At 65.4% G+C, this 16,618-nt stretch carries 12 protein-coding genes and 1 pseudogene; 10 read left to right on the top strand and 3 right to left on the bottom strand.

Translation table 11 applies throughout. The features are described from left to right. Nucleotides 1–512 precede the first annotated feature (512 nt). Complete coding sequence (locus tag OG225_RS17305) at nt 513–1,121, bottom strand: TetR family transcriptional regulator (protein WP_405182598.1); 609 nt, start codon at nt 1,119–1,121, stop codon at nt 513–515. Nucleotides 1,122–1,336: 215 nt separating this feature from the next. Between OG225_RS17305 and OG225_RS17300 the strand changes: the two genes are divergently transcribed. From OG225_RS17300 to OG225_RS17285, 4 genes are all read left to right on the top strand, one after another. Beyond that, nucleotides 1,337–2,266, top strand: a complete 930-nt coding sequence (locus OG225_RS17300; protein ID WP_405182597.1) for a cyclase family protein — start codon at nt 1,337–1,339, stop codon at nt 2,264–2,266. Between the two features lie 31 nt (nt 2,267–2,297). Next, on the top strand, nt 2,298–3,518 hold the full coding sequence (locus OG225_RS17295) for an alpha-hydroxy acid oxidase (protein WP_405182596.1): 1,221 nt from the start codon (nt 2,298–2,300) through the stop codon (nt 3,516–3,518). Nucleotides 3,519–3,579: 61 nt separating this feature from the next. Then, nucleotides 3,580–4,797 (top strand): cytochrome P450, encoded by a 1,218-nt coding sequence (locus OG225_RS17290; protein WP_405182595.1) that lies wholly within the window; start codon nt 3,580–3,582, stop codon nt 4,795–4,797. Between the two features lie 200 nt (nt 4,798–4,997). Then, the gene (locus tag OG225_RS17285) at nt 4,998–6,632 is read left to right on the top strand and encodes an AMP-binding protein (RefSeq protein ID WP_405182594.1); all 1,635 of its coding nucleotides are present in this window, start codon (nt 4,998–5,000) and stop codon (nt 6,630–6,632) included. A 117-nt stretch (nt 6,633–6,749) separates the two neighbouring features. On the opposite strand, the gene OG225_RS17280 is transcribed toward OG225_RS17285, so the two are convergent. Beyond that, complete coding sequence (locus tag OG225_RS17280; RefSeq protein WP_405182593.1) at nt 6,750–7,133, bottom strand: aldehyde dehydrogenase family protein; 384 nt, start codon at nt 7,131–7,133, stop codon at nt 6,750–6,752. A gap of 228 nt (nt 7,134–7,361) precedes the next feature. Further along, nucleotides 7,362–8,018: a TetR/AcrR family transcriptional regulator gene (locus OG225_RS17275; protein ID WP_405182592.1), complete on the bottom strand. Its 657-nt coding sequence runs from the start codon at nt 8,016–8,018 to the stop codon at nt 7,362–7,364. A 200-nt stretch (nt 8,019–8,218) separates the two neighbouring features. Here OG225_RS17275 and OG225_RS17270 point away from each other — a divergent pair, with 200 nt between their 5' ends. The 6 genes and pseudogenes from OG225_RS17270 (at nt 8,219) to OG225_RS17245 (ending at nt 16,571) form a co-directional block, all read left to right on the top strand. Further along, nucleotides 8,219–9,430 carry an acetyl-CoA C-acetyltransferase gene (locus OG225_RS17270; RefSeq protein ID WP_405182591.1) on the top strand — a complete coding sequence of 404 codons (1,212 nt, stop codon included), beginning with the start codon at nt 8,219–8,221 and terminating at the stop codon, nt 9,428–9,430. Between the two features lie 15 nt (nt 9,431–9,445). Continuing rightward, complete coding sequence (locus OG225_RS17265) at nt 9,446–11,683, top strand: 3-hydroxyacyl-CoA dehydrogenase NAD-binding domain-containing protein (protein WP_405182590.1); 2,238 nt, start codon at nt 9,446–9,448, stop codon at nt 11,681–11,683. Next, entirely contained in the window at nt 11,680–13,245 is a 1,566-nt protein-coding gene (locus OG225_RS17260; RefSeq protein ID WP_405182589.1) for an AMP-binding protein, read from the top strand. The genes OG225_RS17265 and OG225_RS17260 overlap by 4 nt, the downstream gene beginning before the upstream one ends. Before the next feature lie 395 nt (nt 13,246–13,640). Next, nucleotides 13,641–14,891, top strand: a complete 1,251-nt coding sequence (locus OG225_RS17255; protein WP_405182588.1) for a TetR/AcrR family transcriptional regulator — start codon at nt 13,641–13,643, stop codon at nt 14,889–14,891. A gap of 163 nt (nt 14,892–15,054) precedes the next feature. Then, nucleotides 15,055–15,968: pseudogene (locus OG225_RS17250) on the top strand (acyl-CoA thioesterase). Between the two features lie 6 nt (nt 15,969–15,974). Continuing rightward, nucleotides 15,975–16,571: a DUF427 domain-containing protein gene (locus OG225_RS17245; RefSeq protein WP_405182587.1), complete on the top strand. Its 597-nt coding sequence runs from the start codon at nt 15,975–15,977 to the stop codon at nt 16,569–16,571. Nucleotides 16,572–16,618: the final 47 nt, after the last annotated feature.

Below are 16,618 nucleotides of genomic sequence, written 5' to 3'. Positions count from 1 at the left end.
GCTGATGTGACACACTGTAACGCTAGTCGGTGGCGCTCGGAGCCGAACGGGATGGTTTCGTCGGGAAGTCGCCGAAAACCCGGATGCCCACCCGGCCTGCAGAAGGTATTGAAAGGTAAACGGTATTAGATACCGTATAGGGATCTATTCGGTGTGCCGCCGTGGCGGCGGACGGTGTGTTCGGCGGGCAACGCAGGTCCGTGCACTCGGCGCGTTTGGGAGAGGCAGCCACCCGGTGGGCCGGACGGGACGTGCCGCTGGACGTTGTTCTCGGTTTCCGTGCACGAGGCGTTCCAGCTCGGTGTGGATCTGATCGCGACCGAGGGGGTTGCTGATCAGCGGTCACCGTCCGGCGAACTGCCTCCGGTCCGTCGAACCGGAGATCCGGGAGCCGACGTCGCCGCGCGGCTGATGTCGGGTCCGCACTAGTCACGACCGCGACCGAACGCGCGGGCCGACGCTTGGACGCGTGCGATCGGGCCGTCCGATGAACGCGACGAGTCGCCGCCGTGTCACCGGTCGAAGATTCCGAGGGCTCGATCGCAGATCGTGGCGATACCGTCGACGTCATCGGCGATGTCGTCGTAGTCCATCTGGCCGTGCGTCCAGCGGAGCAGACCGGCCCAGTACACCTTGTCCATGTAGTCGACCATGGTGTCCCAGTTCCTGCGTTTGGCCCCCGTCGGTGGTTCCCAACCGCTTGAGCCCTTGACGAGGACGCGTCGGTCGCGAACGAACTCGTCGGAACTCAGCATCGACAGCATGTAGGTCCGCAGCATGTTGGGGTGTTGTTTGAGGACGGCGGCGGAGGTGTGGATGACGTGACGCAGTTCTTCCAGGGTTGAGAGTTGCTGTGCGGATGGGCTGACGTCATCGACGACCTGCCTGATCCAGGTGGTGCCGAGAACGTAGGCGAGGTAATCGCGTGACTTGAAGTACCGATAGATGGTTGCCAGAGCGACGCCGCTCTCCTCCGAGATGGACCGCATCTGCAACGCGTCGTAGCCGCCGGCATCCGCGATGCGGTGCGCGGCGGCGAGGATGGCGTCGTACCTCTCTCGCTGCGCCTGCGATGTCCCGCGTCGGCCGATGCCGATTTCGGTCGCCTCCCGCGGAGGCACGTCCCGCAACAACCGTGATGCTCCCTGTTCGTCGCCATTGGCTCGTACGGCCCCGAGGATATCGAACGACCTAGGAGTGACAGCGTACTGCCTGGAAAATCGAGAACCAAGTTATAGAACATGGTTCTTGACTGACCTCCCCGTCGTCCTTTAGCGTCGGTCGCTGGGGCGGGACCGACCACTTCGCGTGGCGTAACGGGCTTCGGGAAAGGTACATGGTGGAGACGTTCAAGGCTCTCGGCGACAAACTGTCGAATTGGGGGCGGTGGGGTGTCGATGATCAGAAGGGCACGCTGAACCTCATCACCGCCGAGATGGTGCGCGCGGCATCGGGGTCCATCCGGTCGGGCAAGGTCTTCGAGCTGAGCCTGCCGCTCGGGCACGACGGGCCTCAGCGGGGCGGACATGGGCGTTTCAATCCGCAGCATTCGATGAGCGTGTTGCCGGGGGAGTTCGCGACTCCGGACGGGCTCGTCGTGACCGATGACGTGCTGATCCTGCCGCTACAGTGCGCGACCCAGTGGGACAGCCTCGCCCACGTCGGCTACGACGACAAGTTCTACAACGACGTGACCGCCTCGGAGTCGGTCACGGCCAGGTTCGGCGCGAGCCGCAACAGTATCGACGCGGTGCTCCCGGGTGCGGTCGGGCGCGGTGTCCTTCTCGACATCGCGCGGCTGCGCGGCGTCGAATGGATTCGAGCGCAGGATGATCCGATCGGGCCGGAGGAACTCGAACGTGCTGAGGCCGAGCAAGGTGTGCGAGTCGGCGCAGGCGACATTCTGCTGGTTCGCACCGGCTGGCGACGCAAGGCCATCGTCGAGGGCTGGTCGAAGGAATGGATCACGGTGAATCCCGGTCTCGGGCTCGACTGTGCCGAATGGCTCTGCGAACGGGAGGTTTCGGTGCTCGCCGCGGACAACTGGGGCGTCGAGGTGCAGCCGTCGCGTACGGACGGGGCCTATCTGCCGTTGCACTGCGTGATGCTGCGCGATGTCGGAATGATGTTCGGTGAGATGTTCGACCTCGAGGATCTGGCGGCGGACTGTCTGGATGACGGGCAGTGGGATTTCTTTTTCTCCGCGCCGCCGCTGCGGGTCGTGGGAGCGGTGGGGTCTCCGGTAGCCCCGATCGCCGTCAAATGACTTCGAGTACCGCTGCCGAGGAGTGCCGCTGATGCCTGTTTTCCGATACCGGTGGTCGTCGCGGCCGGGGCCACTGACGGTCGAGGATTATCGCGAGCGCGCACGTCGCGCGGTCCCGGACATGGTCTGGGCCTATGTCGATTACGGCGCCGAGAGCATGACGACGTTGAACGCGAACAGGGCCGCGTTCGACCGCTACATGCTCAAATCCAAGGTTCTCACCGGCCGCGAGGCGAAGGATCTGGGCACGACGATCGCGGGTCAGGACATCTCCGCGCCTATTCTGCTGGCACCGACCGGCGCGGCGGGCCTGTCGCATTGGACCGGTGAACTGGGTGCGGCGCAGGGCGCGGAAGCCGCGGGCACGCTGTCGATCGTGAGCACCGCGGCGTCCTACTCGTTCGAGGAGATAGCCGCGGGTACCCGACGCGGACACTTCTTCCAGCTCTATCCCTGGGCGGATACGACAACCGGCCGACACGACCTGACGCACGCCATGATGAAGCGCGCCGCGAATGCCGGCTACACCGGGATGTTCGTCACCGTCGATGTGCCGACCCACGGTAATCGTGAATCGGAGCAGAAACGTGGTATGGGCAATCCGCCGGTGCTCACGCCCGCGCGTGTCCTGAACGCCGGGCTCAGGCCCAAGTGGTGGGCCGCGTTCCTCCGGCACGAGCGTATGTCGTTGCGAAATCTGGTCGATCCCGGTGAGAAGGCCGGTGGCGCGAAGACCGCCATGAAGACGCTGAACCGGCAGTTCCGCATGATGCGACCGGAATTGAACTGGGACGACTTCGCGTGGATGCGTGAGAACTGGCATGGGCCGCTCTATATCAAGGGTGTCCTCGACGCGGCCGACGCCGTGCGCGCGGTAGAACTCGGAGCCGACGGTATCGTGGTCTCGAATCACGGTGGCCGACAACTCGATTGCGCCCCGGCGGCGATCGACGCGTTGCCCGCCATCGCCGCCGGGGTCGGTGATCGCGCCGAAGTGCTCGTCGATGGCGGCATCCGCCGGGGGACCGACATCATCAAGGCGCTGTGCCTGGGCGCGGATGGCGTCTGCATCGGCAGGCCCTACCTCTACGGCCTCGCCGCAGGCGGGCCCGACGGCGCCAGGCATGTCGTCGAGATCCTGAAGACCGAGATGCGGCGGGCCATGACGCTCATGGGCGTCGCCGAGCTCGCCGAGCTCGACGAGTCGTGGCTGATCCCTGCGGGAGCGCCGGTCCCGGTCGTCGACCGCTGACGTGCCCATTCGAGGACCCCGCAGAGAGAAAGCTGTACGCCATGACAGAGCGAGTAACGCGATGACCACCACCTCGTCCACCATTCCCACCGTGAACCAGGATCTGACCGACTGGGACTTCTGTCAGGATCCCTACCCCGAGATGGCGCGCTGGCGTCGCCTCGGGCCGGTCGTCTACAACGAGTTCGCCGACCATTACATGGTCACGGGGTACCGCAACTGCTCGCGAGTGCTCGCCGCGGTCGAGAAATTCGGCTCGCAGGATCTCGAGGCACTCTTCGTCCGTGCGTTCGGCGGGGTGACCATGGAAGCACTGGATTCGCAGCGCCACCACGATATACGCGGTATCTGGTCGAGATTCTTTCAGCGGGACTCGCTGGTTTCGCAGCAAGAGTTGGTCACCGATATCGTGACGTCGCAGGTGGATCAGTTCGTGGAGCGGCTGCGCTCGGGTGAGTCCATCGACGCGATACCGAATATGACGCGCGCCATCCCGACTCTGGTCATCGCGCGGATGCTGGGTATCGATGAGTCGATGCACCAGCAGTTCAGCGAGTGGAGCGACGCGATGGGCGGGTCTCAGGAAGGAGCCTACGACTCGACTCCCGAAGGCCGGGCGATCCTGCGCAAGGGCGCCGACGCGACGGCGGCACTCAACGCGTATATCAAGGAAGTCATCGGGCGACGTCGAGCTGTCGGCCCGGGTGCGGATCTGGTATCGATGATGGTCTTTCACGACTACGCCAAGGAGATGGCAGAGCAGGAGATCATCGCCAGCAATACCCAACTGGTGTTCGCGGGCAATGAGACCACAGCCAAGCTCATGGCCACGACTCTCGTCGCGCTGGCCCAGCATCCGGATCAGCGTCGTGCGCTCGCCGCCGACCGGACATTGATACCCCGAGCCATCGAAGAGATCCACCGCTGGCAGACATTGGTGCAGGTATTGCCCCGGCGCGCACGTTCGGACGCCTCGGAGGTAGACGGTGTCCTGGTGCCCCGCGGCGCGGAGGTGAAGGTGTTGATCGGCGCGGGCAATCGTGATCCCGAACGTTGGGAACGTCCCGATGAACTCGACATTCATCGGGAGCCACGTCAACATCTCGGCTTCGGTTTCGGCATGCATTCCTGCCTCGGGCTCAACCTGGCTCGGCTCGAGGTGCAGATCTGGTTGAACCAGGTACTCGACAAGATGCCCGAGTTCGAGTTGGCGGACGAGATCGTTTACGGCCGCGGTCTGGGACTTCGCGGACCGAAGGCGGTACCGCTCGTCGTGTGACGAAAGGCTTCGCTCCCGAAGTGTTGTTCGCTCGGGTTCGGCAGTGCGGGCTGCAGAGCCGAGGGTGACGCCGGCGCAGGTCGGTGTCACCGGGGCGGCCCGCGCGATCATCGATACTTCTCAAAATGAGAATCTAGTTCTAGTATTGCCTCGAGCGCCTGTTCTCACCCGCTCGCGGCGCATGCACGAAAGAAGGTCCGATGGCGACTACTATCGGCGCGGTTCGCGCGAGCGGTCGGCAGGGCTTCTATCGGTTCGCGAGCGACCATCGGGATCGAACCGCTCTGATCATTCCCGGCGGTGCGACGATGACCTTCGGATGCCTGCTCGACCGCGTCAACGCGCTGTCCCACGGCCTGCGCGGTCTCGGCCTTACGCGCGGTGACGTGGTGGCCGCGGCGGTGCGCAACGGATTCGAGTACATCGAGCTGTTTCTCGCGACTGCCCAGGTGGGTATGTATTTCGTGCCGATCGACTGGCGGCTCGGTCACCGCGAGACTTTTCATATCGTGCACGACAGCGACGCGACCGTGTTGATCGCCGAAGCCGAAAGGGTGGCGGGATGGAGTGCCGACGCCCTTCCGGACAGGCTCTTCGTCTGCGGCGGGACGGTCGAGGGATGGCGGCCCTACGAATCGCTGATCGCAGATCAGCCGGTCTGCTCGCCGGAGGATCGATCCGCGGGCAGCCTCATCGGCTACACCGCCGGAATCACAGGCCGCCTCAAGGGCGTCAAGTGGTATCTTCCGTCGACGCGGCCGGAACAGGTGATCACGCGGCATCTCATGCCGGTCTTCGCCGCGTACGGCGCGGAGGTGGGCAGGGGAGTGCACCTGGTCTGCTCCCCGCTCTATCATTCCGCGCCGGGCGCGTTCGCGATCGGACTGCTGCATTTCGGGCACACCCTGGTCATCCAGTCGAGTTTCGACGCGGAGGCCTTCCTGCGCGACGTGGATCGCTACCGCGTGACCAGCAGTCACATGGTTCCCACACATTTTCACCGCCTGTTGCGCTTGGCCGACGTCGCCTGCGCCGAATACGACCTCGCCAGCCTGGAGTTCCTGATTCACGGCAGCGCACCCTGTCCGATACTCATCAAACAGAAGATGCTGGACTGGCTGGGACCGATCGTCTGGGAGTATTTCGGTTGCAACGAGGGCTGGGTGTCCCGGATCAGTCCCCACGAATGGGTCGGAAGACCAGGCAGCGTGGGCAAGGCTTTGCCGGATCTCACCGTCGCGATCGTGGACGACGCCGGCGACATCATGCCCCCCGGCATGCCCGGCACGATCTATTTCGGCTCCGACGAACATCGGCCCGTTTTCGAGTATCAGAACGATCCGGACCGCACTGCGGCAGGCCGACTCGGGAATCTCGTGACCGGTGGCGACTACGGCTACGTCAGTGAGGACGGGTACATCTATCTGCTCGACCGCCATGCCGACGTCATCGTGTCCGGCGATGTGCGTATCTATCCCGCCGAGATCGAACAGTATCTGATGCTCCATCCGGCGGTGTCCGATGCGGCGGTGGTCGCCATTCCGGATGCGATTCCGGGGCGCCGCGTACTGGCGGTGATCCAGCTGTCCACCACGTCCGGTCCGAGTTGGGTGGTGGAAAAGGAACTGCACGAGTACTGCGACGATGCGCTCGCGGCCACCAAACGGCCGGAACGCTTCGGCTTTCTCACGGATTTTCCCCGTACCGACACCGGAAAACTTCGGCGCAACAAGATCCGCGAGATATTCGCCGATGTGCAGTTCATGACGTCGGTGCCGCTCGAGGGCCGGGAGTATTCGGGTCACGGCATGTCCTGGCCCGACGGCAAGTACTAATGGTTCTGCGCATCACCGCCCGCACCGGGTATCGGCCGGCGCCGTCGCCGGTCGTCGCGGTCACCTGCGGGGGTCAGGCGCGAGTGGCGCGGTGGTACCGGTTGGAACACATCGGGATCACCTGCGCCGCAGCATCTTTTCGTTGCGCTCGGTGAAGGGCGGGCGCGCGATGCGCATCAGGAAGTCCGAAACGTTGCGGCGCACGAGGACCGAGCGCTCGTGGCTGAACACTCGCACGCTCCGCTCGCCGTGATACGAACCCGTGCCGCTGGTGCCGACACCACCGAAAGGCAGGTCGGGAACACCCAACTGGAGCATGACGGCATTGACGGCCATCGAACCGGACGTGGTCTGTTCGACGAGTGTCTTCCGCGCGGCGGCGGAGTTGGTGAAGGCGTACAGGGCCAGGGGGTGAGCGCGCCCGTTGATGATCCGTACCGCCTCGTCCAGATCGGCGACCGTGACGATGGGCAGGATCGGGCCGAGGATCTGCTCGCTCATCACGGGGGAGTCGAGGTCGACATCCACCAGGACGGGCGCGCGACCTGGTCGGCCAGTGATCCTCGGGTGGCCTGTGACGCCACGGCGGTCATGGTTGAACTCCTACTTCGCCCTGAGGGTGCCCGGCCGGAGTGCCGCACCGGAGGTGTTCGGCATGCCGGGATTTACACGGCCGTTCGATGTCCGGAGACCTGCGGGCATGTGACACCGAACCTTCCGAACGATAGTTCAGTTGTCCACATCGGCGTTCGGTGACGGCTGCCCGTCGCCTCGGCTCGCCAGTTCGGCGGCGCCCAGTTCGGCGGCGATGAGGTCGATGAACTTGTCTCCGACCCGGCGGGCGTCCTCATAGGTGCCCGCCGACAGTCGGATGCGCGTGTAGATGGTGTTGTTGATCGCCCACAGCATCAGCCCGAGGTCGTGGGCGCGGTCTTCGCCCAGTAGCGACAATTCGCTGTTGAACCACTCGAAGCCCGACTGCTGGTATGTGGCGAGCAGTTTCTGGACGACGGGATTGGTACTAGCGTGCAAGGTGTGCTGCATGGCCAGGAAGTGCGGGTATTTCTTGTTCGCCGCGACCATCATGTGCAGCTTGGAGCGTAGTCGCGCTGCGGCGCCTGCGGCTGGGTGGCGGGCCGGCTCGCGAACCGGGCGTACCCATTCGAGGAGTGTGATCGCGTAGAGGTGTTCCTTGGACTCGAAATAACGGTAGAGGGTACCCAGCGCTACTCCGGCTCGTTGGGCGACGTCACGGATCTGGATGTTCTCGTAGGGGCGTTCACCGAGAAGGTCGATCGCGGCATCGATGATCTGACCGCGCCGGGCGAGCTGCCATTCCGGTAGCGGCTTCTCGCTCGACGAGTTCGCGGTGTTTCGCCCGGCCATGGACTCCCCGTTCTTCTGTGCGGCAGGTTCGCTCGAGTCGCAACGCCGACGAGCCTATCGCTATCCGATGGCGCCGAAGCCGACGGTGGACTTCGCAAGTTTCTGAAGTTAGAGTCTAATTCTACTACCATCGGTACTCGGGCGCCGGGTGCCGACACTCGCATCTGCTCGCATCGATCATCAGAACAGTGGAGAGATTCATGGATGATGTCTTCATCTACGACCACGCCAGGTCACCTCGCGGGCGAGGAAAGCCCTCCGGTGGGTTGCACGAGATCACCTCGGTCAGTCTCATCACGCAGGTACTCACCGCGCTGCGAGAACGCAACCGCCTCGCTCCTGACGCCATCGACGATGTCGCGCTCGGCGTGGTGAGCCCCGGCGACGAAGCGGGCGCGACGACGGTGCGGATGGCACCGATCGCCGCGGGCTTCGCCGATTCGGTCGGCGGTCTGCACCTGAACCGCGCCTGTGCGTCGGCCATGGAAGCCGTCGTCATCGAGGCCGCGAAGATTCGCGCGGGCTGGGCCGACGCGGCCATCGGCGGCGGCTACGAGAGCATGTCCCGGGTGCCTCCCGGCACCGGGGGCGGCGGCGCGTGGGGCGTGGATCCCCGGCTCACGGCCGATCATCCGTTCATGATGCAGGGTGTCGCGGCCGACTTGTTGGCGACGCTGCGCGGCATCGGTCGCGCCGACCTCGACGCATACAGTCTGGCCAGTCAGGAACGGGCCGCCAAGGCCCAGGCGGGGGGATTCTTCGACGACGCGTTGGTGCCGATCACCGATATCCTCGGCACCGTCGTGCTCGATCGTGACGAGCATCCGCGCCCTGGCACGACCCTGGAGGGTTTGGCCGCGCTGCCGGCGGCATTCGAGTTCGAGGGTCGCAAGCTCGGGTTCGACGACGTGGCCATCCAGCGGTTCCCGCAGCTCAGCGAGATCCACCATGTGCACACGGCCGGGTCGAGTTCCGGAGTGGTCGACGGCGCGGCGGGCGTGCTGATCGGCAATCGCGAGTTCGGCGAGCGGACCGGGCTGCGTCCGCGCGCGGTGATCAAATCGTCGGTATCGTTGGCTTCGGATCCGCTGTTGTTCCTGGACGCGCCGCCCGAGACCTGCCGCCGCGCTCTGAAGCGCGCCGGTCTCGGGGTTTCCGATGTCGACCTGTGGGAGTTGAACGAGGCGTTCGCGGTCGTTCCGCTCGTGCTGATGAACGAGCTCGGTGTCGAACACGACCGGCTGAACGTCAACGGGGGCGCGATCGCCCTCGGACACCCGCTCGGGGCTTCCGGGGCCATGATTCTCGGCATCCTGCTCGATGAACTCGAGCGCCGGGACCTGGCCACCGGTGTGGCCTCCTTGTGCGCCGCGGGCGGTATGGGCATCGCGACTGTTATCGAACGAGTCTGAGACGGACGAGAAGAAATGACCGATACAACGATCAGCAGCATTGCCTATGCCGTCGACTCCGACGGCATAGGCACCCTCACCATGGACACCCCGGGCGCCTCCGTCAACTCGATCGGAGCGCGTTTCCTCGCCGATCTGGTCGAGGCGATCGAGCGTGCCGCGACCGACGACGCGGTCCGCGGCATCCTGCTCGTCTCCGGCAAGGACGGTTTCCTCGCGGGCGGTGACCTCAAGGAGATGGGTTCGGACAAGCCGCGGACCACCGTCGAGTTGACCCCGGCGCAGCGGCTGGATCAGCAGCAGGGCCTGTCGAACGCGGTGCGGCGCCTGGAGACCTGCGGTAAGCCGGTGGCTGTCGTCATCAACGGCGTCGCGGCGGGCGGCGGCCTCGAACTGGCGCTGGGCTGCCACTATCGCGTCGCGCTCGACGACCGCGGCGTCCTGGTCGGACTGCCCGAATCCCAGGTGGGCCTGATTCCCGGGGGCGGAGGTACCCAGCGACTACCGCGACTCATCGGTATCGAGAAGGCCGTCCCGCTCATGTTGCAGGGGACACTTGTGTCCGCACGCGAAGCCGAGGCACTCGGGATCGTGGACAGGGTGTTGCCGCGCGAGGAAGCACTCGCCGAGGCCAAGCGGTGGTTGCTCGAGGACGGGGATCCGGTCGCGCCCTGGGACAAGAAGGGTTTCGAGATCCCGGGCGGCCTACCGTCGCGTTCGCCGGGCGCGGGCCGGGTGTTCCTGTTCGGCAACACCATGACCAAGGCCAAGACCTTCGGCAACGCCCCCGCGCAGTCCGCCATTCTCGCCGCGGTGTGGGAGGGCGTTCGCCTGCCGTTCGATATGGCGGTTCGCCTGGAGGGCAAGTACTTCCAGCGCATCTTCGAAGACCCCGTCTCGCGGGCGATCATCAAGACGATGTTCGTCAGCAAGAAGTCGGCCGACAAGCTCAGCGCCCGTCCGGCGGGGATTCCCAAGGCCGACCTCGGGACACTCGGCATCGCGGGCGCGGGCACCATGGGCGCGGGTATCGCGCTGGCCGCGGCGAAGGCCGGACTGCGGGTCGTGCTGCTCGACGCGACCGAGGAGAAGGCGACCGCGGGCAAGGGGTATGCCGCGAAGCGGCTGAACCGTGATATCGAGAAGGGCCGCTCGACCGAGGAGAAGCGGGACGCGATTCTCGCTCGTATCGAGGCGACCGCCGATTTCGCCGATTTCGCCGACGTGGATTTCGTGGTGGAGGCGGTCTTCGAATCCAAGGACGTCAAACGCGAGGTCTTCGCGAATATCGCGAAGCATCTGCCCGCGGGGGTCGTGCTGGCCTCGAACACCTCGGCGCTGCCGATCACCGAACTGGCCGAGCTGACCGATCGTGCCGAGGCGTTCATCGGCATGCACTTCTTCTCGCCCGCCGAACGTATGCCACTGATCGAGATCATCCGTGGCCGGACGACTTCCGATACGACGCTGGCACACGCGCTGGATCTCGCTCGGATCCTGCGCAAGACCCCGATCGTGGTCAACGACAGCTGGGGCTTCTTCACCAGCCGGTTCATCGGCTCGTTCCTCACCGAGAGCATGCGGATGGTCCAGGAGGGAGTCCTGCCCGCACTCATCGAGAACGGCGCACGCATGATCGGTATGCCGCAGGGCGGCCTGACCGTCACCGACGCGGTCGGTATCGATGTCGGCCGCGCGGCGCTGATAGAGAAGGTGCGCGCCGCGAAGGATCCGCAAGCGACCGATTTCGAGCTCGGCGCGTTCTTGGTCGGAAAGTACGACCGTCGCGGTCGCAAGAACGGCAAGGGTTTCTACGACTACGGCGCGGACGGGTCGAAGCATCTCTGGGAGGGCCTGTCCGAGGCGATCCCGCCGCTGGCCGAGCAGCCCTCGATCGAAGAGGTCAAGTCCCGCATCCTGTACGCGCAACTCGCCGAGGGCGCCCGCGCCTTCGCCGAGGGCGTGCTGCTGAGCCCGGTGGACGGCGATCTGGGCGCGACCCTCGGCGTCGGGTTCCCGGTGCATCTCGGGGGCCCGTTCGTCGCGATGGACCAGATCGGCATCGCCGAGGTCGTCGCCGAACTCGATCGCCTCCGTGCCGCCTACGGCGACAAGTTCGCCGCACCGGAGCTCCTTCGTACGATGGCTCGGGAAGGGCAGACCTTCTACGGCTCGAATCCTGTCACGTCTCCCGGAGCCGCGGGACGTGTCGCGGAGCGGACTGTCGCGGCGGGGCAGGAGCTGGGGAAATGACGCGATCCGAGCCGATCTACGACGACCCGGCCTTCCACGACAAGGGTGTGTACGCCTGGGGGCGCCATCATCCCGACCGGGTGGCGCTGATCAGTGACGAGACCGGCGAGACCGTCACCTTCGGGTCATTGCTCCGACTGTCGAACAGCATCGCCAACCAGCTCAGGGCATCCGGGGTCGGCGCGGGTGATGTCGTCGCGAGCTGGCAGAACAACGGCGTCGAGCAGTGGGAGCTGTTCGCGGGCGCGCTGCAGATCGGTGTGTTCGTGGTGCCGATCAGTACTCACCTGACCCCCGCCGAGGTGGAGTACATCCTCGAGGATTCGGGTGCGAAGCTGCTCGTGGCCTCGGTCGAGTTGGCCTCGGGACTGACCTCGGCGGGCGCGATACCCGCCGATCGCCGCTTCGTCACGGGTGATCCGGTCGAAGGGTGGCGCCCGTTCTCCGACCTGCGCGACACCGATGCCACCGAGGTACCCGCTGATCGTGTCGTCGGCTCGTTCATGTATTACACCTCGGGCACGACCGGACGTCCGAAGGGGGTGCGGCGCACGTTGCCGCGGATCACGCCGGAGGTCTACGCGATCGGCGCGGCGATGTTCCTCCAGCAGTTCGGTATCGACGGCGACCCGCACGTCGCGCTGCTGAGTTCGCCGGGCTATCACGCCGCGCCGGGCACGAATATGTGGAACGCGCTCAACCAGGGATATACGCTCGTCGTTCTCGAGAAGTTCGATGCCGAGAAGGTGCTGCGCGCGATCCCGAAATACTCCGTGGCGCTGATGAATTCCGTGCCGACGCATATCCATCGTCTGCTCGCGGTGCCCGAGGACACCCGCGCGGGATTGGATATGTCGAGTCTGCGGCAGATACTCGTGGCGGGCGCGAAGTTCTCACCGGCGCTGAAGGAACGTGCGATCGGCTACTTCGGCGGTGTCGTATGGGAGTATCTCGCGGCCACCGAGGGCTTCGTGTGCAGCGTCGGTCCGCAGGAGGCGCTGGAGCGGCCGGGTACGGTCGGCAGGCCGGACCCGGACTCGATCCGCATTCTCGACGACGACGGCGAGATCGTCGGGCCGGGCGTGACCGGGACTATCGTGTTCAAATCGCTCGGTGGCGGCTTCGACTATCGCAACGACGCGGAGAAGACCGCGACGAGCGTGGCCGCCGACGGGTTCATCAACATCGGCGACATGGGTTATCTGGACGAGGGCGGCTACCTCTTCGTCCAGGATCGCCGGGTCGACCTGATCATCAGTGGTGGTGTGAACGTGTACCCCGCCGAGATCGAGCAGTTCCTGGCCGAGCATCCGGCGGTCGCCGATGTCGCGGTGGTCGGCGTTCCCGACGACGAATGGGGGCAGCGTGTCACCGCCGCAGTGCAATTGAATGCCGGATACGAGGCGAGCACCGAACTCGCCGACGAGTTGCGCGCTTACAGCAAGGAGGGGCTCGCGGGTCCCAAGGTGCCGCGCCTGATCGTCTTCGTCTCGGCGCTGCCGCGCACCGCGACGGGAAAGATGCGTCGTCGTGAGGTTCGGGATTCCCTCGTGAGCGCCTGACCTCTGTCGCGGAGTCCATTCGGGTCCGCGGGCCGGTCACCTCGTGTGGCTACCCGCGGGCCCGATGTCGTATGCGGTGCCGGTGCCGGGTCGGGTGACTGCCTGGAGCGGGGCCGTGGTCATCTTCGCGCGGGGTGGTTCGCCGCGTCCTACAGAGGACTATAATACTGAGACTCTTATTTCAATACTTGGCTGTCGCAGTGAGCGAAGTGGGCTGACATGTGGGTTATGTGAGGCAGGTCGGCACGCTCGAGAGGCTGCCGTGGCGCATTCGCCCTCACGCTGAACCGGGACTCCGAGTCTGATCGCGAGTTACTGTCTATCCGATATCGGAGTATTTCCGGTACCCGGCACGCACTCCGGTGGAACTGACCACCAGGACGGAAGGACCCCGAGTGACGGCGGAACGCGGGGACGGGGAGAGTCTTCGGCGCGGCCGCCGTCGGCGCATCGTGAACGCCGCGTTCGAGTGCCTCGTGGCAAGCGAGTTCGACCAGATCAGGATCGATGAGGTCGCGGCCGCCGCAGGGGTCGCCAAGGCCACGCTGTACCGCTATTTCCCGTCCAAGGAATTCCTGTACTCGATCGTGCTGCGCGAGTGGGTGGACCAGCACCACCTGCGGCCGACCGGTGTCGAGGGGTTGGAGCGTGCCAGGACGCGCGCCCATGCGATGATCGCCGCGTTCGAGGACGACCCGCAGTTCTTCCGGCTGTCGGTGGCGTTGTTCTCGAGCGCCGACCCCGCGGTCAAGGCCGAATTGTCCGGCGTCGGCGCGCGCACACATCAGTACTTCCGCGACGATCTCGCGGACGTGACGGCGGTGTCGCCCAACGACGCGTCCATCATCATTCAGGCGATCGTGCATTCGTCGGTCATGTCCGCTCTCTATCACGGCAGTTCCTTCCTGGAGGCCGGTCGCCTCGTGGAGCAGGTGATGCGACTGTTCGCCGGTGACGACGTGGTGGCCTCGCAGCCCGGGGTGGCGGACGGTGTCGTTGAGATCCCGACGGTCGCGGCCCTGCCGCCGTTCAAACAGCGACGGCGGCAGCGGATCGTGGACTGCGCGGGTGTGGCGTTGCGCGCGAATCCCTATGAGAAACTGCATGTCTCGACCGTCGCGACCGACGCCGACGTCGCACTGGGCACGCTCTATCGGTACTTCTCCTCCAAGGAGGTACTGTGCGCGTCCGTTCTGCGTGAGTGGTTCGCCGCCAGCGACTTCGTGACACCACTGGAGCATCTGCCGCCCGAGGAGCGCATCGGAGCGCGTCTCCGTATCGCGTTCGACGCGTTCGAGGCCGACCCGGAGTTCTTCCGGGTCAACGTTCTGCTCTACGCCGTCGACGAGTCGCCGGTGCGTGCGATCCTCACCGAGATGCTGATCCGCGCCAGGGCGGTCATGGTCGCCGACTTAGTCGCGGTGGGTATGGGCAACCCGTTCGATGTCGCGAAGATCTCCTGGTCGCTGCTGAGCGCTCTCACCGCGGGCGCGATCTCCTACGGGCAGACCTTTGCTCAGGCTCGGCAGGTGGGCGAGGCATTCGCCGCGATGCTCGTCGCGAGTGCGTCCGGGCGCGACCGCGGCGGCGCTGACCGCCGATCGGGATCCGCAGGTCTCCGACCGCCCCGTTCGCTCGAGTCGTAGGCGACCCCCCGAACGCGAGCGAGCACGCGATGAACGAACCCGGTTCCATCGGGTCTTCGAGTGCGTGGACATTGCGTACTAAGATACTGTATCGACAACGGTATTAAAGAATAGTTATTGGTGCAGGACAACCGGGAGACAGCTGAGCCATGACAACTGAGCCATGACAACCGAGCCCGAGCTCATGTCGTGGTCAGTCGCTGAGATGCTGACCTTGTCCGACGTGTCGCCGACCGACTCGCAACGGTTCGTAGGCGAGACCGGCGGGGTAGGTGACAGTGACCGCCAGGTGGTCGAGGGAACCCAGGTGCTCGCGCAAGCGATCGTGGCCGCGGCCAAACGGTTGGAGGGCAAGTCGATTCGCTCGGCACACGCGGTGTTCGTGCGTGCAGTCATGGTCGGCGCACCCGTCGAATTCGATCTCGACGTCGTCCACGAAGGCCGATCGGCGGCCACCGTGGTGATCACGGCGACCCAGAACGGCAAGCGCTGCGTGACGGTGACCGTGCTGGCCGACGTGCCCTCCGCCGATGTGATCCGCCATCACATCCCGCGCCCCGAGGTCGGCGCTCCCGCCGAGGCGAACGTCGCCTCGATGCCGATGCCGATGCCGATGCCGATGCCGATGCCGATGACAGGGCGGGAACTGCGACTGGTCGGCGTCGAGGACGTCGACAGCCCCGACGAGATCGGACCGCCGGAACTGCACGCCTGGCTGCACTACGACCCGATACCCACTCGCGACGATCTGGCCAAGGCGCTGCTCGCGCACTTCACCGGGCACCTGGCGATCTCGACGACCATGCGTGCCCACGTGGGCATCGGCACCGCCCAGGCCCACCACACCGTCTCGACCGCCCCGATAACGGTGAGCGCGTGAGCTTCCACGAACCCGTCGGCTGGAGTGACTGGCTGCTCTACACCCACGACAGCACCCAGGCGGGCGCGGGCATGTCCTACGTCCGCAGCACCGTGCATACTGAAACAGGCGAGCTCATCGCGTCTTTCACGCAGGAAGCGCTCATCCGCCCACTGCGTAGCACCGACGCCGCGATCGAGACACGATCACGCCTCTGACCGCCGATGGCCTCTCAGGGCCGATTGTCGGTCCCGTTACCCGACGATGTGGTGTACATCGAGCCGCATCCTCGGCGCGTCCAGGCGGTCCGCAACGGACGCACGGTGATCGATGCCGAGCGAGCACTGCTGATGCATCGTCGCCACCATCCCCTCACGTATGTCTTCCCTGCCGACACGGTGATCGGCATCGCCGCTGAGCTCGAGCCTCACGTACCGGGGCATGTGGTCGTGCCCTGGGGTTCGGTCGACACCTGGATCGAGGAGGGGCGACGACTCGTCCACTACCCGCCGAACCCCTATCATCGGGTCGATTGCAGGCCGACGACGCGACAACTGCGAGTGGAGGTCGCGGGAGAGCTACTCGTGGACACCTCGGAGACGATCATCCTGTTCGAGACCGCGCTGGATCCACGACTCTACGCCGCTCCGCAGCTCGTCCGGTCCGATCTGTTGCGACCGACGGCGACGAGCAGCTACTGCAACTACAAAGGCGTCGCCACCTATTGGGCAGCAGTCGTCGGTGACGTCGTGATCGAGGACGTGGCTTGGAGCTATTCGGACGGTAGAGCCGGAACAATTACGTTACAATTAGTCAAGTAATTGTTGGCCGCAGACGCTGCGGAGCCGGACTCGGATCAGGAGACTCT

It is taken from the genome of Nocardia sp. NBC_01377 (genome assembly GCF_045040005.1).
Classification (GTDB): domain Bacteria; phylum Actinomycetota; class Actinomycetes; order Mycobacteriales; family Mycobacteriaceae; genus Nocardia; species Nocardia noduli.
The sequence above is the reverse complement of the archived record's forward strand: the minus strand, read 5'-3'. Positions and strand labels throughout refer to the sequence as shown.